The organism is Sutterella wadsworthensis 2_1_59BFAA, assembly GCF_000297775.1.
GTDB classification, from domain to species: domain Bacteria; phylum Pseudomonadota; class Gammaproteobacteria; order Burkholderiales; family Burkholderiaceae_F; genus Sutterella; species Sutterella wadsworthensis_A.
Map to the genome: position 1 here is coordinate 130,683 of NZ_JH815521.1, position 19,101 is coordinate 149,783.

Here is a 19,101-nt window from a genome sequence, read left to right on the forward strand (position 1 = left end):
TGGTGGACTTCTTACGAGAATTGCGTTTGGTGTTCGTGTTCATTGGATGCACCCGTTTGGCGGGCTCCGATTATCCCATGGACACAAAATTTCTGACGCTCTCGGGCTGTGCCCGGCCCAACGACTTGCTCGGCATTTGCTTGACGATCTACCGCGCACACTGGGATCTGACGAGGCCCGGGAGCTGTACTAAACCTTGCCAAAAAAAACACACGTCAGGAGAATTTTTCTCCTAAAATGTTGGAAGATCCTCTTTAAACCTTCATTTCTCAGGACTGCTTCACCATGATCATGACGTTTTCTGTCGAAAATTGGCGTTCCTTCCGCGAACGGGCGACCTTAAACATGACGGCTGCCTCCGAGAAGCAGCATTCTGACCGTCTCCCTGCAATTGCGAAATACCGCCTGAAGCTCCTGCCGATTTCTGCCATCTATGGCGCCAATGCATCAGGCAAAACTAAATTCATTGAAGCACTGGCTTTTCTTCAATATTTAGTTCTCCAAGGAACACAAAATCAATCGCAGAAGATTGCACTCGAACGCTTCAGGCTGGAAACGGAATGGCTGACCAAACCCAGCCGTTTTGCCATTGACGTTCTGATCGACGGACTCATCTACACATACGAAATCAGCTTGCTTCCGGAAAAAATTCTGGAGGAACGCCTGATTATGCAGAATTCGTGCACAGCCTACGACGTCTTTACCCGCATTGATGGGCAGGCGATGTCCTACGACACCGACTACTTCAATCAGGAAGAGATTGATTTTCTGAATTTCATTGCTAAGGCTACCCGTAGCAATCAGCTTTTTCTGACCAATGCCGTTCAACTGAACATGGTCAAGCTGCGCCCGCTCTACGATTGGTTCGAATCCAAATTGACTGTCATCAGCCCTAACAGTGAATTTATTTCAATTCAACGTTTGGCTGATCCTGGAGATGTACTCAGCGAACACACCATCAAATTGATGCGCATTTTGGGCACCGGCATCGATCATTTCGAAACAGTCAAACTGGCCGACATTGACTCTTCGTTGCCTAAAACGTTATTGAACGATATCAAACAAAAAATGAGTCACCCAGACGACGTCTATAGAAGCAATGACATCATCGTTCGAATGGAAAATGATGAACTGGTTTTCGAAAAGCTCCTTGCCATTCATAAAAACCTTCACGGCGAGAACATCCGATTTCAGCTGAATGAAGAATCCGATGGTACGAAGAGACTTTTGGATCTCATCCCCGCCTTTGCAAAGCTGAAGGAAGCGCAGGGGACTGTTTTCGTCATCGACGAATTGGATCGAAGCTTGCATACCCAGTTGCTGGAATGGCTTCTGAAATACTTTTTGGACGTATGCCATGCCGACAGCCGCAATCAGCTCATTTTCACTACGCACGACGTCAACATCCTGACGCAGGACCTTTTCCGTCGTGACGAATTGTGGGGAATCGATAAAAACCCCGATGGCGCTTCCATTCTTTATTCATTCAGGGACTTCAAAAAAATCAGAAGCGATAGAAATATTCGCAAAGTCTATCTGAACGGCCTGATGGGGGCCGTTCCTACAATCCTCTGAATTTTGGAGTTCAAGCATGGCCAGGACAGTCTCACTGAACAAACGCTTCAATCGCGGCGTACCAGCGCGTGCGTACATAAAGCATCTGCATGTTTACACAGAAGGCGAAATTACAGAAAAAGAATATTTGAACGCCTTCTGTCGGGAGATCATTCCGGTCCACCCCGAATTTCGACTGTCGATCAAGCCGTCCAAAGGAAAGTCCTCGCCTCGCAAAATTCTGGATGCCATGCGACGCGGTGCGAAACTGTTCGGTGACAAAAGATCCAACGAAATTTGGGTGCTGATTGATCAGGATGACTGGCCGGCTTCGCACGTTGAGGAGTTGAAAGAAGGAAAGGGCATCCGTCAGGCCGTGTCGATCTACAAGGTGCTACAGAGCATCCCGAAGTTCGAACTCTGGGTTCTCCTGCATTTCGAGAAAGCGAACGGCATTTCAACCTCCAAGGAAATCGACGAAAAGCTGAAAACCATCATTCAAAATTACAACAAGCATCTGCCCGACAATCTTTTCACCTGGAGTAATGTTCAAGAGGCCATCTCGAACGCCAGACTGCGTGTACGCAATGGACATGCGGCACAAACTCAGGTGTACGAGCTCATCGAGCATCTGCTCGAATTGGCCCCAACAATGACGGACACGACACCATGAGCAACCACATTCTCGTCGCCGAGGAGTAAGCACCCTATCGGGTGGTTTGCTTATTATTTGTCTCAGCAAATAGGTTAGTAAAATATGCCAAATAATGACCGCCTACATTTACGGCCTTTATAACATTCCGAATTATTCCTTCAGGGAAGCTCTTCAAAAGCCCTCTTTAATTTTACGCCTCGAGAACTTTCATCTATTACACAGGCTAAATTACTGCACAAACGATTGTTCAGGGTACTTTTGAAGAGCTTCCTCAGGTGCTTATTGCTCTCGCGGATTCTGGTCAGCCTCGCCGAACGCCAGTCCCGAAAACGAGAAGAAGGGCAACCACAGTGAGAAGAAGTCCCATCCAGTCGCGATCGATGATCTGCTTCAGAGCAACAAGCGTCACCAGCACTGCGACGAGCATGACAACACCGTTCATGACTCACCTCTCACTTGATATTTTGCATTTCATTCCCACTCCGCCGGCATTGCCTCGGGTGCAAAGCGCATTTCCATTACGACAGCGTCCTGCACGACCTCCTTGATTTGCTCAAGCCGAACGTCCAACGCTTCCACGACCTCGGGCGCCCTGGCGAAGTCATCGACCGTGATCACCAGCACCTGTGCCCCGTACTCATTCCGGGTCGACGACCAGCGCTGCACAGCATCAAGTCCCGTGAGCAGCTTCTCGATCGGCTCGACAACGGCGGCATCCACGCCCTTCGTCAGATACGGTTCGGCCTTGGGCGAAATCTTGATGATGATTTCGCTGGGCTCAGTCGAGGGCAGCCCCCAATGGAAGTCGGCCTTGCTCTCGTCCATGTCCCGTCCGTTGGCGGTCGTCTTGAGAATGCCTTCGGGCGTGAGGCGGAATTCGAGCGTCGTTTCGTAGGCATCCTCGCCGACCCGTTTCACAGCGCCCTCCTTCTCCAGCGCTTCGACATACTGACGCAGATCGCGGTTGAGCGCATCAACCGAACCCGGCACCGGTCCTTTGCCGGTATCGACAAAAGAGACCCAGGTCTCAAACTTTCCCCCGGGGAGCCCATGGTTGACGAAACTGCCCTTGAGCGTCAATTCGGCGCCGGCCCAGGCCAACCGGAAGTCACGGACTGTCCCCTCCACATTTCCCTGCATCGAAGCGGCGAAAATATCCGTCATGCTGCCGTCGGGACAGATGCCGGGCAGCTCCGCCATATCCGAGCCAAGTACGAAATGCGCTGAGAGGCACGGCAGCCAGACATTCGGAGGCGTGTACAGGCCGGCATCAAACCGCAGGTCGAAAACCGGCAGCTCCGAATCGTTGATGTTGACGTCCCGAATGTCGAACTTGAACTCGGTCGCATTACGCAGGCGACCTGCCTCCTTCTCAGGCGTCACCGTGAGGCTGTAGCTCAAGGGCCCCATGCCGAGCGGCATGAGCTCGCCCTTGACAAAATCACCTGCGGACGAATAGGAAAAGGCAAACTTGAGGGGCGACTCTGCATAGACGTACTCGAAGGTCTTCTCAGCACTCTTGACATGACCACCCTCCCATCGGCTTTCGGAGGCCCCCAGCCGTCCGGAGACAGTCAGCCCCGTCAACGCACGGCGCGCGCGATCAAAGCCGATGTCAGCCGTGACACGGCCGTCGCCGATCGTCTCCTTTTCATCCGACGCACCGCGCCAGACAACCTCAGCCTCTTCCGGACTCATCAAGGGACTGAAGACGAACCGAATCCGAGGATCAGCCTTGACGAGAATCGCAGCATCCGGATCCGAATTCGCTACGGGCTCGAAGCTGACCGAAGGCCGGAGTCCCGGTCTGAAGCGACCGTTCATAACCAGAAAGGATTCGGTCAGGCCGTCTTCCGTGCGAAATCCCAGGCGCAGCACCAGATCGCGCTGCAGAAGACCGCCGTCCCGGCGCTCAAGCTCAAGCGCGAACAAACCCATGCCGCGCTCGAGGCGGCTGTCCGTCATCCGGTCGAACGCCTGAAGCTGCCACCAAAGGAAGCCGCCCAACGCGGCACCGCCGCAAAGAACGGTGCCGGCAGCCAGCCGCATGCAGGTTTTCCTGTTGAAGTTCATCGTCATTTGATATTTCTCCTCATTGCAGCCTTTTGACTAGCAGCCACACGCTGCAGACGACCAGAATGGTTCCGAGCATGAGGAAGACCGCACGGAGCAGCCCGCGCGTCAGAAGCGGCGCATGAGGCTTGCCCGTCGGATCGCACAGCCAGTTCCAGTCACGGATCGCACCGAGGATGCAGAGGCTTCCGAACAGAAGGCATATGACGTCGTTCCATTCGACGAACAGTTTCTCGACAAAGGCTTTCACGGCCGGCTCCCATGATCCGATGACGACGGGCATTTGACGATTGAGCCGGACTTGTTAATGCAGAACCAGTCGCCGTCCTCCCATCGATGATATTCTCCTTCCGACCCAGGCACTGCCGCAGGATGACCGCTCAAGGTCACCCTGGCAACGCCGTTCGCAAAAGGCAGACCAAAGGCAAATCGGGGCGCGATGCGAACGACGCCGTATGCATCGGCATAGCCGATGCGACCGTGGTCATCCACGACTCGATAGAGCCCGTCGGAGACGGGATCGGGGCCATTGTCGAAGACAAACGGAGCGACCGCCCCCGCGAGTAGAAGCCATGCCCATTGCCGGACCTTCATGACGCGCCCTCCTTTGTCCGCAGATATACAGCTAATCCCACCAGAAATACCAGATTTTGGACTGCCGGAGCGTATCCGCGAGTGCCCCGACGGACTCATGATTCTGATCCATGTCGGGACAGAACGCATACTGCTCAAGTGCAGTCTGCACGGCAAGCTCCCGGCCGATCGGTTTCGGAAGCGCGAAGTCGAGCTCGTCATGAGTCATGACGGCTGGCACGGCACCGAATTTTTCGAACCAGTACCTGGCGACCGCCATGAGCTGCGGCGTATCCGGACAGTCATTCCAGTTGCCGAACGGCAGATGGGCAAACACCTCCCAAGGATGCCGGACCGGAATTCTCGCGAGGATGACCGGATGCGTCATGTCCGTCTCGCTGTTCCAATATCCGGAGAACCGATGGTTGTTGAAGCCGCCCTCCATGCGGCCGACGACTTCCGTGTCCCAATCCTTGGAATCGTCCTCCGCTTCTGCGCGGCGCTCTGCCATGCCGTCCTCCAGAACCATCCTGCCGTCGGGCAGGGGTGCGGCGAGCTGCGATTGCCGGTAGGCGGCTACCGCATCCGGATCAAAGGCATGATCGTCATCTCCCTCATGAGCCGGATCGGAATTGAGCATGAGGCATTCCCAGAGTGTTTCGTCGACTGCAATGAGCATGGGAACGAATCCTTCGTGCGCTGCATTTTTCCCGGCATACTCGAAAGCGCACATTATCGGATCATCGTCCGCCATCGACGGAAAATAGGTGCACTCGCAGTCGAGATACGCCATCAGCGCCTCGGCCGTTTCGGAAGGCGCAAGCGTCGAGTCGTCAAAGCGCTGTCCGGCCCAATTCTCGTACCGCCGCTCGATGATCCGGGCCATTTCTCGATAATAGTCTTCATCAAACGGAAGGAACAGATACGCTTCGTCCTGAATCTCATCCGAAAAGTTCCTCTCCACGCCTATTCTGGAAACGGCATGGATGTCGACATCCATCGTATAGTGCGGCGTGTACTCGTGAAGGGCACCGTAGTAGTAGCAGGCAAAGTCCGCGCCGCGCTCGTTGAAGATTGAAGCATGCAGTTCGCCCTTGAGCTTGTCTCGGAGCCATTCGCGCAGGCACGCCTCGGCCGGATTCGTCCTCACGGCCTCAACAATATCGGGCCAGCGTCTGCAGAATGACTCGCTCATGAGGTCGTGCTCGATGCACCAGCGCAGATAAATCGCCAGATGACTGAAGGCATTGAGTTCGTCGACAGGGAGACACTTCTCACGAATGCTCTCCAGATGAGGAGCGGCCTCGTCGAGCAGAATCTCATTCTGCTCGAAGGACACCTTGAGCGTCGGTTGGTCCGGAAGCGCCACGCCCGGACTGCGGGTGATGCGATGCCTGTCGCCTTGGGAAAAGCCGATCGTCTCGCCATCATTGAGAGTGACGTCCGAACCGATCACATAGCCCGCCAGACTGACAAGAAATTCCCTGACCGCCAGCGGATCGGCATCCGCATCGAGCACCTCCAGCTCCTCCTTGCCGAAGACGTCCATGCCGTAGGTATACCCGCAGACGCCGCCTTCTCTTCGATGGAGCCCGAACCAAATCCAGTTGTTGAGCGGGAGTTCGCCTTCCTTCATGACGCCCGCCATGTCGGCATAAAACGACGGCTCAAAGACAACGCCCGACGTGTATACGCCGAGGACACCCGGTTGACGACAGCAGGCGGCAGCGAGCTTCACGAAGAACTGCCCGCGCAGACGTACGTCCGTCTCCTTTCCCAGCACGGTCACCATGATGTGGGCGGCATGGCTTTGTGCGGCTTTGACGGCATCGGGCCACATGTAGTTGTTTTCGGCATTGTCCTCCGCCTCTCCCCCCGGCACCGGGCCGTGCATCAGGCTCACTGCGGCGATCATGTCGCCCGCCTCGAACACCAGCGAATCCCCGTTGTCCTTCCTGTCGTCCTTGTCCTCCTCGGAAACGTCGATGTCCCATTCGGCCTTCAGATCGGCGATCAGCCTGCCCTTGTCCCAATGCGCCTTCTCAAGCAGCACGAAGCCGAGGAAGACGCCCTTTCTGTCAACGGGCTTCCCGTCGTTCTTACAACGGGCCTCAACCGCTTTTTCACATTCGCGGATGACGCACGGCGCATCGTCATCCTCAGGATCGAGCTGAGCCCAGGTTCTGGCATAAGGAATGGCCTTTTCCTCCTCTCCCGTCAGGTACTGGTAGCCGTAGGCCATGCGCATGTGCCACTCCGCCCTGTCGAGGCCTTCCTCGCGGACCGATTCCAGTACGCCGATGGCGCGCCTCAGGGCTTCCCGAGCCTTGTCACGCGGACAGCCGTACTGCCCGTCGCCGAGAACCGCATAGTTCTCGAGCGCACGCGCCAGAGCATAGGCATGCCGGTAGTCACGATATTGCGTTGGAACGCCATCGAGCGCACGAATGCAACGCGTGTATTCGTCATCGTCATTCCATTTTTGAATCCGGGCATGGAAGGCTTCCGCCATCTCGGGACGATAGTCGAGCGGTTCATCATCGTCATCCTCGCCGGCATCCGCCCGATCGTCGGGAGACTTGAGCGGAACGGATCCCACTTCGCGGCGAAAGACGTGAAAGCTCGCCGCCGGCACGTCCGATGCCTCAAGAAACGCCCGGGCTTCGAACAACACGGGCTGCAGATCCCAGGCCATGAAGTCGACATAGCCGAAATGCACGCCGGTAGCGCCGCCGACCATCCTGACGACATCGGGTCCGCACGCCTTTTCGAGCTTCGCCTCCAGCGCCTCACGGAAAGCAAAGATCCTCTGCGTCCGATTCTCGCCCGTAAAGCCATCGAGCGAAAAGGCGATGAATCCCGCCGTCACGCCATCGGAATGAAGTGCATCCATCGTCTCATCGTCCGCACTCATATAGCCATTGATGAGAGGCGGGCAGGCCGTGGAACCGGCGATGACGTCAAGACGCCAGTCGGCGTCGGGGTCCGGATCAGGCTCGCGCGTGTAGCCGACATAACTGTTCTCAAGCAGCGTCTCGGCGTCGAGCGCCAGGTCCTTGCCGAGCTCCCTCAGTTTGTCCGGCAGATCGCTCAGAAGAAAACCCGGCACCGCCCTGGGCGCATCAAGGAGCTCGAAGTCGTTGATCCAGCGCATGTGCGGAATTTCGCCGAGCAGCTGGTCGGTGAGCGTCGTGAGCATCCACCAGGCACGTCCCTCCTCCTTTGCCTTCAGATCCGCAAGCCTGGCGCAGAAGACGGAGAGCTTGAACGCATCGTCGTCGGGCTCAAGCCAGGCCTGCACGTCTTCACCGCCGATCCTGACGCCGCCGGCATGAAGCTCATTGCCCGACGTCCCACGACGACCAAGCGTGATCTCCCAGTGCCTCAGGACGGATGCGGGCGCATGGCTTCGGAAGTAGACGAGCTCGAAGAGCTTCATCCGGTTGCCTTCAGGCGTCAGAATGAGCTCATGCTTGACGCCATTGAAGCCGACCTCGAACGAAACGTCCTCAAACGCAAGCCGGAGAATGCGCTCGATGCGATCGACGATCTCTTCGCCTCTCTCATGCGTCTTGTCAGCATCCATCATGGCGCGGATCTCCGCCTCCTCGCCTTCGAAGGCCGTCCAGGCCTTCTGCGTGCGCTCCCTGAAGGGAACCCGGAAGAACGGCAACGTCACGCGCTTGAGACAGTCCTCCATGAATTCTTTGGCATCCTCGTCCTCGGGTTTGGCTTCGTGCGCCCGTCGGAACCGTGAAAGCGCGCGCCCTTCCTGGTCGAGATAGTAGTAGGCATAGCCCAGGCGGAAGTTCCACAGATAGGTTGCACCAAGTGCCTCCTCGTGCGGCTCAAGAAGCTCAATCGCCCGGTGAAGCATGAGGCGACCCTCGCTCGTGTTCGGATCCGCCTCGTTGTTGTAGGCGCGAGCCAGCTCGCTTGCAAGTTCCGGCGTTCGTCCGTCTTCTCCGAGCGCTTCAAGCGCCTCGATGATTTTGGGAAACTGTCCGGCTTCGTGCCATTTCCGGCATTTTTCGAGTAGCGTCATACTCCCTCCCGACAACAAGCGGCAAATTGGTCGTTCAGGCGAACGTTCTCCGGACATGAGCAGTACTTGACGGGCTCATCCCAAAGGCGGTCGCCGAATGCTTCGCGCTGCGGATTTCGTCTTCATGGTGTCAAACGAAAGACAATGCGATTCATTTTTTATCACACAACCTTTCTCCCATGCAAGACGGGGCTAACCCGAATTTCGCTTACAGAAAGCCAATTCCATTTCCTCTCCCAAGGGAGCGTTGAGGTGATGGAGATGCCAAAGCGGACTCGCTGAAAAGACACGCGAGGAGGCGGATCAGGTCAACTGAAGCATCTTCGAAAACAAAAGTGCCGCGCTGACGGGTTGCCCCGTCTCGCGCGGCGACTGCAAGGCAGGAATCAGGTCTCGGACTGCTCCTGCCTTTATTCATCAAGCGCCCCAAAGGTCAATAACCCTCAGAACGACCAGCGTGCGCCCAGATTGAACCTGTACGACGTCTCGACCTTGGCCCCTTCGGTGGCTTCAAGGTCTGCATAGAGATGCAGGTTCTTCGTGGCATTGAAGTTCGCGCCGACACCGTATTCAAGCCAGGTGTCACCGAGCTCTTCGGAGATGCGCTTCGTCTGACCGCCCTTCGTGAACGTCGACTCGGCGTCACCCTGCCAGTCATGGAGGATCGAAGCGCGAACATAGGTGTTGCCGCGATTGTTCGGGCACTTCAGACCAAGCACGAAACCGACTCTACCGATGAGCGTATCGACGGCCTCATGCTCGACGGCAACGCCCATGGACGTCGTGTAGTCGGCATCGAGCACGCGACCGTACATCATTTCGACCTGCGGCTCGACGTAAAGGCTGTTGTCGAGCGGATGGAGGCGCCAACCCGCTTCGGCGGAGAGCGAGAACGCGTTCGTGTTGTAGCTTCCCGAAGCCGTGCTCAGCGTGGTCGAGATGTCAAAGCTGTTCTTCAGGCGACCGACCTTGCCGGTCACATCCACGAACATGCCGTTGTCGGCGAGCCAGGAACCGTAGCCCGTGAAGGCATACGTTTCGCTGTCGCCGTCGCCGTTGGCGAAGTCGTTGTTGCCGTCCGTGTAGGAGATGGCACCGCCAAGCCACATGCCGGGCACGACCTGACGGTCATAGCCGAACTGGAAGGACGTGTACTTGTTCGTCACGCCCAAGTTGCCGTACTTTGCCTTGCCCGTGTAGACACGTGCCCAGACGCCGTTGGCATCGTCAGCGGAATCGCGCAACTCGCCGAGGCGCTTGTTCATGTCGTTGATCTCGTTGCGCCAGATCTGCAGGCCGAGAGCCGTCATCTCGGCAATGCCGTGCGTGGCGGGATTTGCCTGCACCTTGACGCCGGTGATGGAGCCGTTTTCATCCGTCACGCCCGTAGCGCCGTCAAAGATTTCGCTCGCCTCCTGTTCGAGCGTAACGCCCGCAACGCCCTTCGTATCCGTCTTGGCGGTCTTGACGATCGTGCTCAGGGCCTTCAGGTCGGCCCCGGCATCACCCGTGTTGTTTGCAGCCGCGCCCTTGACGGTCATCACGGTATTGTCATTCACGTTTTCGGCCACGGGCACGTAAACGGTCGCGGCAGAGGCGTCCTCGACGACGAAGGTGACGGCCTTGGCTTCGAGCCTGGCCTTCGCAGGCTTGCCGTCATCCTTGGATGCAGAGCTCAGGTCGACCATGGCGCCCTTTTCGAGCGTGAAGGTCGGAGCACCGACGTATGTCACGCCGGGCTGGGCCTTATCATAGAGCTGCGTGACGAGAGAAGCGTTTTCGCCGACAACGACGCTCCCAAGTTCAACGGTTGCGACATCCGTCGTGTTCTCTTCTTTGCCGGGTGCCCATGTCTGGATGCCCAGCTTCGCACCGTCCTTGATGGCGACGTTCCTGATCTTGATCTCGCCTGTGCCGTCCACCTGAACCTTTGCCTGAGTCGTTGAGGCGATCAGCTGCTCCACGGAGGACGTTGCGCCGGCCTCGACCTCGATGCGAGCTTCATTCTTGGTACCTGTGCCGCCAAGCTCGACTTCATTGAAGGCAACGGTCTTGTTCGTCTCGACGAGGAGGCCCGTACGGCCATTGTTGCACTCGACGTAGATCCTGTCGATGTCCTTGACCTGTTCAGTCGAATTGAAGAGGAGACCGTACTCATTTGCGGTGCCTATAAGCTTCAGCTCAGGCGTGACGATTTTCCCAACCGTCACCATATTCTTTAGAGAGTTGACTCCGGGAATGCCCTTGACGACGATGCCCTTGGTCGCCGTGATGGACTCGCCACCGATCTCGAGCCCCTGAATGCCGTCAAGCGTCAGCGTTCCCGTCTCGATGATGCCGGTATTGTAGAAGGCAGCTTTGGAGCTGCCGGCCACCGTGATGGTCTGGTTTTTCACCGTTCCGGCGTTCGTAACCTTAAAGTCGTCTAAAGCCCCCACGAATTACTTCACGCCCAACATCTTGAGAAAGAGCTGGTCGCGTCTCGTCGTTTCCGTTGTCCATTTGGATGCACTGGCATTCCCCGTTGCAGCGACGTAGTCGACACAACGGAACCAGTCCAAAATTTGAATGAGCGAGTGCTGATTGAGCCAAGCGAGCAGCTTTGCTTCGAGACTCAACTCCTCCTTCGTCTTTCCCTCGGTTTCTTTTTCGGAGAGCGCCTTCTTCACATCAAGGATTCTCTTCGCAAGGAAGCAGTGGTAGCCCAGACCAACGAATTGGGCAAATTGCCTGCCGTACAGATTCTCGGGATACCACGTCCTCGGCTTTCGCCCATCAAAACTGTCCTTGTACGTAGCGAAAAGCTCTTCGATCTTTTCACGGGAACGGTATGCCTTCAGCGCGTCGAAGGGATCCTTGATTTCATTGCTCACAAGGACGAAATACCCCCAATAGCGCTTTGCTTCCTCGATCCCGTCCATTTTGAAGTCGACCTTGACGCCTTTGGCCGTACGTTTCACCGTGAGGTAGCTGTCGATTTGTTTCTGGGCAGCCGGCCGAAATTCCTCGACGCCGTCCTCTAGATCCTTCTTGAGTGAGAAAAGGCTCTCGCGAAGCCTGCGCTCCTGAATCGGAGCAGCCTCCGGTTTGTGAAATACATGGACGTACAGGCGTCGCGTAAACGATTCCGTCTCCCCGGCTTCGAAATTCCCGCGCGTGCGTTTTCGCACGATGCTGAACCCGTGCTGCCTGCGGCGCATGACGCCGCTGACATCGACGTCAAACGGGCAGACGTTCCTGAAGTGCCCGAGCTCTTCGCGTGCGGCGTCGATTTCCGAGCGAACCCACTTGTCGGTACTGTTGGCGAGCATCAAGAACTTCGTGTGCTCGCGGGCAAAATGCGTCATGTTGTCCTGACTGTAGAACCCGTTGTCGGCCACGATGACCGGCGACGCCAGATCGAGCATGTCAAGCTGCCGAAGCGCATTGGCGAGCGAGATCTTGTCAGGGATGTTCCCGGGCTGCTTGCTGAAAGCGACGGGCTGACGATTTTCCACAGAGTACAGCACGAGAAGCTTGATCGTATCAAGCCCGTCCCCATCCTTGTTGAATCCCTGACGCGCTTCAATTTGATTCTTCGAATACGTCGAGAAAGTCGTGGTGTCCAACGCCAGATTCAAACCCGTCGACGAGACTCTTTGTCCACGGCACTGAAAATACGACTGCACTCCAGATTCATTTCGACCAACCGAGGCGAACAGCTTGCCGTAAACATCCTGAGTGATGGGGTGTCCGTACGGTAGCGGATTCATTACTTGCCATGATTCCATGCGCGGCAACGTGTCACCGTCAGTCGCGACCCAGTACCGAGCGATCGAACTCAACTTGAGGGCGTCGCCGATCTCGAAGCTCCTCTGGAGATCCGCATCAATACCGGATTCATGACCTGCCCACTCGAGGATTTTTTGAAGTCCGACATGGGTGCGGACGGCCTGGACGGGTGCCTCGATAACTTCGGAACGCTTCTTTTTGGGGCGGGTCGGGATCATTTCGGTCGACCTAGCCAGGATTTTGCCTAAAAGTCGGGTAGAGAGCGTCTTTGTTTTCTGAGTTTTCGGATCATATCCAGTCACACGTTCGTATACGTAGACGTCGCCATTCGAGCGGGTTTCGCGGCGAATGCCGACATGCGTTTTTCCAGTGAGAGGGCGTCCCATGAGTATCTCCAATAATGCCCTTATATTCTATCATACGTACACTATTGAAAGCAAGAAAAAGTCCGTGTATTTCACGGACTTTTCTATCAAAACGTCATTTTCACTTGAGTATCGTGACGGTTTTGAACGACTTTTAGGTTCGTAAAGGTGTCCGGGGCTTTGACATCGACATCGTCCAGATAGGTCTGACCTGTGACAACGTTAACGCTGGCCGCAGTTGCAAACATGGAGGTCGCGGAGAGGAGAACGGCCAGAACGAGGGTCTTCTTCGCAAAGTGGGGTTCGTCATGAACGGCGGGCGGGATCAAAATCTTTTCATGCATTTTCTGCTCCTGTTCGGTACCTTGACTTGAAGTCAAGAAAAGGCTTCCAAAGGCAGCCGGCCATTGAAAATGGCCTGACGGTGCTTGTCTCTATACAGACTGTTTTTCTGAATGAAATTGACATATGGCGTTCAGGATGCAACCCATCCTGAACGCCACTTCAATTTAATTTATTTGTCGAGGGGGGGGGTAGGGTTTTCCCTAACTATTGACAAAGACGCAACACTCCCATCTTCGAAACACAAAGTCAAGAGGGGTTTGCCTCCCGTTGTTGAACGAAACAGATGTTTCGCACTGCTGAGAAACCACCAAGACATCGGAAGCACGCGACTTTTCATGATTTCCGCCCATGCATCATCGTTCAAGCCTACCAGCCGGACCTGAATTCCCGCGCTGACGACGCTCGAAAATTAGCCGAAGACCAACCGCAGCTTCTCGACATGATGATGTCGTTTCGGATTTCTCAAGTTCTCCAGCCTCCACTTCCGTCCTCGCCAGTACAAGCCGCGCAGAACGTCTTTTCATAGCACCTCCCACTTCCTCCCAATCAGGCGACTTTCTCGTGACGGGAGCAACCCGAACGGCTTTCTCAAGCCGATGTGTTGTAAAAGCACCTCAGAAGCCCAGCTGTTTTCCCAATTTTGTTGCCATTTTAATACGGATGCGGGTTTTCCCTACCCCCCCCTTCACAGATTTTCTATCGTTGAAAAAAACTCTTCCAATTTCTTTCAACCAAAATCTCGGAGGAAACATGCAAAAGACTGTCATCGCGTGCTGTGTCGGCGCGCTTTTCGCTTCAGGTACAGCCGTAGCTGCGACCCATACGCTGGGCGACAAGGTGGGCATCGCGGGGGAAGGTTCCGCCCTCACCGTCAACACTCAGACTCAAAAAGTCACGGATAAGAGCCAGCTCATCGGCGGTTGGTGGCATTACAGCGTCGCGGTGGCCGACGCCGTATGGAAGCGCCTCGCCGTCTGGCTCGAGGCCAGGGCGGGCGATCCCTGTCCCAACGTCTTCCTGGCGGTGCGCCGCTACGGCAGGATCTCGACGGGCCACTCCATCACCTCCTCCGCCGTCTACCAGATCCTCAAGACCCGCTCCAGCCAGTCGGGCGTCGAGGACTTCTCACCTCACGACCTCAGACGAACCTTCGCGACGAGGCTTCTCGGCGCAGGCACCGACATCAACCTCGTGCGAAAGGCCATGGGCCACGCCTCCGTCCTCACCACCCAGCGCTACGACAAGCGCGAGGACGAGGAGGTCGAGGAGGCGACGAGAAAAATCCTCATTTGACCCAACCAAACGGTCCTGCCCAAGTTCGGGAGGACCGTTTCGAAAACTGCGAAAGGCGCCGGAGCACGTCAGAACATCTTCTGCAGCGTTTCGTTCTCGCGCCTGTGTTCGGCTTCGGCCTCGGCCTTTTCCTGCAGGATGCGCTCGAGCTCCTTCTCGAAGGTGGCCTTGGAGATGAAGAGGAAGCTCACGGGAGAGCCGTGGCGCTCGTGGCCCGTCTCAACGACGGTCATGCCCGCGTCCTGCCAGTAGTGGTTGATGGAGCCGCGGTTTTCGTAGCTCGACACGGGGCCGAGGGCCGAAAGCTTCATGCGCATGGCGTCGACGCCGTTGCCGTCCGCGCCGTAGCGGACCATGAAGCCGAGTCCGCCCTTGAACTGCTCGACGGAAAGTGCGGGATGGCCTGGCAGAATGAAGCACGGCTCGCCGCGTCCCTCGCCCGTCTTCACGAGCGAACCGTCGCGCTCGATCCTGCAGCCTGCGGCCTCGGCCTCGGCCTGAGCGACGAGAAAGTCGGTTTCACCCGGCGTCAGGATGCCAAAGAGCCGTCCGGCATGGGTGCGGGCGATCTCACGGGCGCGTGCGATGCGCTCCTCGCGCTCGCGGGCCTCCTTCTCGGCGGCCTTGAGGTTCGAGGCCGCAAGTTGGGCGGCGGCCAACTCAGCCTGCTTCGCGGCCTCGGCCTTCGCCTGCTCCTCCTCGATGCGGCGCTTGACGGCGTCATAGTAGGAGACGGGCAGGATCTCGATCTCGTAGTTGCGCAGGATGCCCATCTCCTTGAGGACGATGGTTCGGTCGCCTGCGTTGAAGACCCAGTAGTGGGCGTTCTGCCTGCGGCCCTTCGTCGTGAGGGGCTCGCCCCAGCGTCGCTTGAGCGCGTTGATGAGCGCCTTGCGGTCGCCGCCCGAGCCGCCGTCGATCTCGATCACGTCGCGACCGTCCTCCCTGTTCTGGAAGAAGACCGTGACGGGGAAGCAGTTGGCGATGCCGCGCTCGTCGGGCAGAAGCCTGTAGAACCACCCGAAGGTGTGCTTCATGATGTCCTCGGGGTCCGCCTTCATGCGGTTGTTGACGCGGTAGTGACAGCCCAGATCGTTGAGACGCAGGAGAAGTTCCGTGTGCGTCGTCTTTTCGGGCGTGTAGATGCGGTTGACCTGGTCGAGGCTGCGCATGACGGCATCGGTGCCGTTCGAGCCTGCACAGACCGAAGTGGAAATCGCGGCAATCGTGCCGGCCGCGAGGACGGGTAAGACGGATGCGCTTTTCATGAGCGGGTTGTTCTCAGGAATGTTTTCCGATTGAAGGCATTCTGAAAATTATAGGAAAAGCGACTGTCCGACTCATGTCCGGATGTAACAGCCTGTGCCCATGAAGAGCGCCGTCTCAAGGCTCCTCCCTCTCCTGCAGGTGTTCTTCGGCCTCCTGGACTTCGACGGGCGCATCGGCGGCAGGCTCCTGCACCGCCTCCGGGTCGATCCTCTTCCCGTCCCTCGCGTAGATTTCGACGGGTCCCTTCTCAACACCCCTCACGTAGGAGCGGATCTCGCGGGTGCCGTCGGGCCTCACGGTCGTCACGCGCCCTTCAAAGGAGTCGTTCATGTAGTTCCCGAACACGGCGGGCTCGCCCGTCTCCTCGAAAAAGAGCGTAAACGGGCCCTGGCGCACGCCCACAAGATAAGTCGTCTCCTCGACAAGCACGCCCTTTTCATTGAAGCGGCGGGTTCTTCCCTCGAGCTTCCCCGACCTGTATTCGGCCTCAAGACGCTTCGTGCCGTCGGGCGCGAACTCCCTCACCATCCCGTCGAGCACGCCGCCCGCATGGGTTTCGCTTCTGAGCAAGGTGCCGTCCTCGCCATAAAGCCTGCGTTCGCCGTCAAGACGCCCGTCCTTGTAGAAGGCTTCCTCGAGAACGCGTCCCGTCCTGCGTGAGGTCCTGACGGCGGGGCCCTCGAGCCTGCCTGCGACCCATTCGGCCGTGGCCACGGGTTCGCCGTCGTCGAACGTGACGGACCTTCCCTCCCTGAGGCCGTCGATCACGGGCGTGATCGTGATGAGCCCGCCGCCCTTGAGGACGTCCGTTTCGGTGATGCGGCCGCTGAAGACCGTTCCCTTCTGCCAATAGAGGCCGTCCTTTACCACGAGCCTCTGGACGGGTTCTGACGGCAGATGCAGATAGAGCTGGTAGCGGAAGGGCCAGGCGGCGGCGAGAACGGCGCAGGCGCCGAGAAGCGTCAGCGTGAGGCGGCTCTTGATCATAGGCGGGCTCGAAACTTGCGTACGGAAACTCAAGAGAATGCCACAAGTCGGAGCGCCGCGCACGAAATCGGACGGCCCCGTCCGCATCATTCACCGTCCGAGTGCAATCAATCCTTCACGAGCTCGAGCGCCTCGCCCGCCTGTCGGTCGCGCACGCGGGCAAGCCCCCTGCGGGTCGCGAGCGCAATGAGGACGAGCATGAGGCCGGAGAAGATGAAGATCACGGAGACGCAGACGCGCGGATCGGCGATCGACGTCAAGGGTGCGACGAGCCCGCCGCCCAGGAAGGCGACGGAGCCGAGAATGGCCGCGGCGGCGCCTGCACGCTCGCGGTGGAGCGTGAGCGCGAAGGTCATGGCCGAGGGCAGCGTGAGGCCAAGCGTGACGAGCATCACGATCATGGCGGCGATCGCAGCCGGGAGCGGCGCATCGAGTGCGAAGGCAGCCGCCGTGAGCGCACCGCCGATCAGCGTACCGAAGGCGCCCTTTTCCATGGCGGAGACTGGGCTTGCGAACCTCGAGCTCGCCATGGCGCCCGCCGTGATCGAGAGCGCCAGCATGCCGAAGACCATGCCGTAGGCGCTCGGACTGAGACCAAAGATCGTCTGAAAAATGAAGGGCGAAGCCGAGATGTGCCCGAAAAGAATGCCGGACGAAAAGAACTGCTGGCCCGTGACCGCAAGAAAGAGCGGATCACGCATCAGGGGCGCGAAGGAGGCCGCCACCGAGCCCCTCGGACGGGCGCGGACCTTCGAGAGCGACTCCCTGAAGACGAAAAGCGTCACCAGCGTGAGCGAGAGGCCGATCGCAAGCAGCAGCATGAAGATCTCGCGCCAGCCCGCAGCCTCGGCGATCAGGGCGCCGATCATGGGTGCGGTGACGGGCGCAATGCCCTGGATGGCGCCCACGACGGCCATCAGGGTCGCAAGCTCCCTGCCCGCATGCAGGTCGGCCGCAATCGAGCGGGACATCACGACCGCACCCGAGGCGCCGAGCCCCTCGAGAAAGCGCATCGCGATGAAGGTCTCGATGTCGGGCGCAAAAACCGCACCCGCCGTCGCGAGCGAAAAGACCGCGAGGCTCGCCGCGAGCGGAATCCTTCGCCCGCGGGTGTCGGAAAGCGGACCGATCCAGAGCTGCCCGGCGGCAAGCCCCCACATCGTGGCGGAAAGACCGAGCTGCACCATCGAGGCGGGCGCGCCGAAGTCGGCCGTCTGATCAGGAAGCGTCGGAAGATAGAAATCGGTCACGAACGGACCGAAGGCGGAGAGAAACGCCAGGAAGACGATCAGAAAGGCGCGGGAGTTTCGAGGCGCGCCCTCTTCGTGAATGGCTGTCATTTTTGTTCTGTACTTGTGCGCTGTGGTTGCCGCATGCGCCGCAGGCGAATCGAACGACGCCTCGGACTGCGCGGGGATGATCCGATTCTATCCGCGAATCTTGCGCAAATCTTAAGGCTCGCATCCTGAAAACCGTGGAATCTACACTCAGTCAGATTCGTCGAAGAAGAGCTCGAGGAACATCTGGTCTCTGGCCGTCGTCTCCGTAGACCAACGGTACTGAGCCACCCTGTTCCTCACCTCGACTCTTTCCACGCAGTCGAACCAATCGAGCAACTGCTTGAGCGTCATCGATCGAATCCAGGCGGTCAGTTTTTCGTACTGCTTCCGCACAGTCTTCCCGAGCGACTCATCGTTGGCTCGCCGCTCGGCTTCCTGAGCCGTGCGCTCCATCATGCTCTGCAGCACGAAACGGTAGCCGAGTGCGACGTGTCGGCAGATTTCTTTCCCGCGTACGCTGGTCATCGTCCAGACTCGGGGCTTTCGCCCGTCAAGGTCGGACTTGACGACGCGATACGAGGTTTCAATGTCGTTGCGGCGACGGTAGCGACGAAGCGCGTCCCACGGGCTCGCATGAAGATTTGAAAGGATGACGAAAATCCCAAAGTCCTTCTGCGCGGCCAGAATGGCCTCTTCGTCGGGGATGACCTTGATGCCTCCGCCTCGAACACGCTTCCACGAGAAGTACCGGTGCGCGAACTCAAGCTCGGCATCGTCCATTTCATTTTCCTTGCCGGCTGCAAGACTCATTTCGTAGCTTTTGAGCTTCGTGTGGAAGGCTGAAGCTTCCATGACAGCTCGGGCATTGTTGCGGAAATAGTGAAAGTACAG

Annotated in this window: 14 protein-coding genes and 1 pseudogene; 3 read left to right on the top strand and 12 right to left on the bottom strand. The window is 57.8% G+C overall.

What is annotated here, in order from left to right; genetic code table 11:
- The first annotated feature begins 285 nt into the window (after window positions 1–285).
- Together HMPREF9465_RS11415 and HMPREF9465_RS11420 are read left to right on the top strand one after the other, a co-directional pair.
- Window positions 286–1,575, top strand: coding sequence for an AAA family ATPase (locus tag HMPREF9465_RS11415; protein ID WP_005437144.1), 1,290 nt, complete (start codon window positions 286–288; stop codon window positions 1,573–1,575).
- A 16-nt stretch (window positions 1,576–1,591) separates the two neighbouring features.
- Window positions 1,592–2,227, top strand: coding sequence for an RloB family protein (locus HMPREF9465_RS11420; RefSeq protein ID WP_005437146.1), 636 nt, complete (start codon window positions 1,592–1,594; stop codon window positions 2,225–2,227).
- Window positions 2,228–2,510: 283 nt separating this feature from the next.
- Here the strand turns inward: HMPREF9465_RS11420 and HMPREF9465_RS13545 are convergent, their stop codons facing one another.
- The 8 genes from HMPREF9465_RS13545 to HMPREF9465_RS11455 form a co-directional block, all read right to left on the bottom strand.
- The gene (locus HMPREF9465_RS13545) at window positions 2,511–2,651 is read right to left on the bottom strand and encodes a hypothetical protein (RefSeq protein ID WP_005437138.1); all 141 of its coding nucleotides are present in this window, start codon (window positions 2,649–2,651) and stop codon (window positions 2,511–2,513) included.
- 29 nt (window positions 2,652–2,680) lie between these two features.
- Window positions 2,681–4,288 (bottom strand): hypothetical protein, encoded by a 1,608-nt coding sequence (locus HMPREF9465_RS11425; protein ID WP_005437148.1) that lies wholly within the window; start codon window positions 4,286–4,288, stop codon window positions 2,681–2,683.
- 13 nt (window positions 4,289–4,301) lie between these two features.
- The gene (locus HMPREF9465_RS11430) at window positions 4,302–4,532 is read right to left on the bottom strand and encodes an immunity 17 family protein (protein WP_038007940.1); all 231 of its coding nucleotides are present in this window, start codon (window positions 4,530–4,532) and stop codon (window positions 4,302–4,304) included.
- Window positions 4,529–4,876 carry a WG repeat-containing protein gene (locus tag HMPREF9465_RS12975; RefSeq protein WP_005437151.1) on the bottom strand — a complete coding sequence of 116 codons (348 nt, stop codon included), beginning with the start codon at window positions 4,874–4,876 and terminating at the stop codon, window positions 4,529–4,531. Before HMPREF9465_RS12975 ends, HMPREF9465_RS11430 begins: the two co-directional genes overlap by 4 nt.
- A gap of 31 nt (window positions 4,877–4,907) precedes the next feature.
- Window positions 4,908–8,900: a DUF4253 domain-containing protein gene (locus HMPREF9465_RS11440; RefSeq protein WP_005437157.1), complete on the bottom strand. Its 3,993-nt coding sequence runs from the start codon at window positions 8,898–8,900 to the stop codon at window positions 4,908–4,910.
- 443 nt (window positions 8,901–9,343) lie between these two features.
- Window positions 9,344–11,296 carry an autotransporter outer membrane beta-barrel domain-containing protein gene (locus tag HMPREF9465_RS12595; protein ID WP_051009087.1) on the bottom strand — a complete coding sequence of 651 codons (1,953 nt, stop codon included), beginning with the start codon at window positions 11,294–11,296 and terminating at the stop codon, window positions 9,344–9,346.
- A gap of 45 nt (window positions 11,297–11,341) precedes the next feature.
- The gene (locus HMPREF9465_RS11450; protein WP_005437160.1) at window positions 11,342–13,057 is read right to left on the bottom strand and encodes a transposase; all 1,716 of its coding nucleotides are present in this window, start codon (window positions 13,055–13,057) and stop codon (window positions 11,342–11,344) included.
- 86 nt (window positions 13,058–13,143) lie between these two features.
- Window positions 13,144–13,380, bottom strand: a complete 237-nt coding sequence (locus tag HMPREF9465_RS11455) for a hypothetical protein (protein WP_005437161.1) — start codon at window positions 13,378–13,380, stop codon at window positions 13,144–13,146.
- Window positions 13,381–14,131: 751 nt separating this feature from the next.
- On the opposite strand from HMPREF9465_RS11455, the gene HMPREF9465_RS12600 reads away from it, so the two are divergent.
- Entirely contained in the window at window positions 14,132–14,674 is a 543-nt protein-coding gene (locus tag HMPREF9465_RS12600) for a tyrosine-type recombinase/integrase (protein ID WP_005437163.1), read from the top strand.
- Window positions 14,675–14,742: 68 nt separating this feature from the next.
- Here the strand turns inward: HMPREF9465_RS12600 and HMPREF9465_RS11465 are convergent, their stop codons facing one another.
- The 4 genes and pseudogenes from HMPREF9465_RS11465 to HMPREF9465_RS13835 all read right to left on the bottom strand — a co-directional run.
- Complete coding sequence (locus tag HMPREF9465_RS11465) at window positions 14,743–15,942, bottom strand: hypothetical protein (protein ID WP_005437166.1); 1,200 nt, start codon at window positions 15,940–15,942, stop codon at window positions 14,743–14,745.
- Between the two features lie 115 nt (window positions 15,943–16,057).
- Window positions 16,058–16,930, bottom strand: a complete 873-nt coding sequence (locus HMPREF9465_RS11470; protein ID WP_005437168.1) for a toxin-antitoxin system YwqK family antitoxin — start codon at window positions 16,928–16,930, stop codon at window positions 16,058–16,060.
- A 107-nt stretch (window positions 16,931–17,037) separates the two neighbouring features.
- Window positions 17,038–18,270, bottom strand: a complete 1,233-nt coding sequence (locus tag HMPREF9465_RS11475) for a Bcr/CflA family efflux MFS transporter (RefSeq protein WP_005437172.1) — start codon at window positions 18,268–18,270, stop codon at window positions 17,038–17,040.
- Window positions 18,271–18,417: 147 nt separating this feature from the next.
- Window positions 18,418–19,101 (bottom strand): annotated as a pseudogene (locus HMPREF9465_RS13835) (hypothetical protein); the annotation flags it as partial.

Coding starts and splice junctions, on each gene's coding strand:
- HMPREF9465_RS11415 (WP_005437144.1), top strand. CDS start 286: ATGATCATGACGTTTTCTGTCGAAAATTGGCGTTCCTTCCGCGAACGG.
- HMPREF9465_RS11420 (WP_005437146.1), top strand. CDS start 1,592: ATGGCCAGGACAGTCTCACTGAACAAACGCTTCAATCGCGGCGTACCA.
- HMPREF9465_RS13545 (WP_005437138.1), bottom strand. CDS start 2,651: ATGAACGGTGTTGTCATGCTCGTCGCAGTGCTGGTGACGCTTGTTGCT.
- HMPREF9465_RS11425 (WP_005437148.1), bottom strand. CDS start 4,288: ATGACGATGAACTTCAACAGGAAAACCTGCATGCGGCTGGCTGCCGGC.
- HMPREF9465_RS12975 (WP_005437151.1), bottom strand. CDS start 4,876: ATGAAGGTCCGGCAATGGGCATGGCTTCTACTCGCGGGGGCGGTCGCT.
- HMPREF9465_RS11440 (WP_005437157.1), bottom strand. CDS start 8,900: ATGACGCTACTCGAAAAATGCCGGAAATGGCACGAAGCCGGACAGTTT.
- HMPREF9465_RS11450 (WP_005437160.1), bottom strand. CDS start 13,057: ATGGGACGCCCTCTCACTGGAAAAACGCATGTCGGCATTCGCCGCGAA.
- HMPREF9465_RS11455 (WP_005437161.1), bottom strand. CDS start 13,380: ATGCATGAAAAGATTTTGATCCCGCCCGCCGTTCATGACGAACCCCAC.
- HMPREF9465_RS12600 (WP_005437163.1), top strand. CDS start 14,132: ATGCAAAAGACTGTCATCGCGTGCTGTGTCGGCGCGCTTTTCGCTTCA.
- HMPREF9465_RS11465 (WP_005437166.1), bottom strand. CDS start 15,942: ATGAAAAGCGCATCCGTCTTACCCGTCCTCGCGGCCGGCACGATTGCC.
- HMPREF9465_RS11470 (WP_005437168.1), bottom strand. CDS start 16,930: ATGATCAAGAGCCGCCTCACGCTGACGCTTCTCGGCGCCTGCGCCGTT.
- HMPREF9465_RS11475 (WP_005437172.1), bottom strand. CDS start 18,270: ATGACAGCCATTCACGAAGAGGGCGCGCCTCGAAACTCCCGCGCCTTT.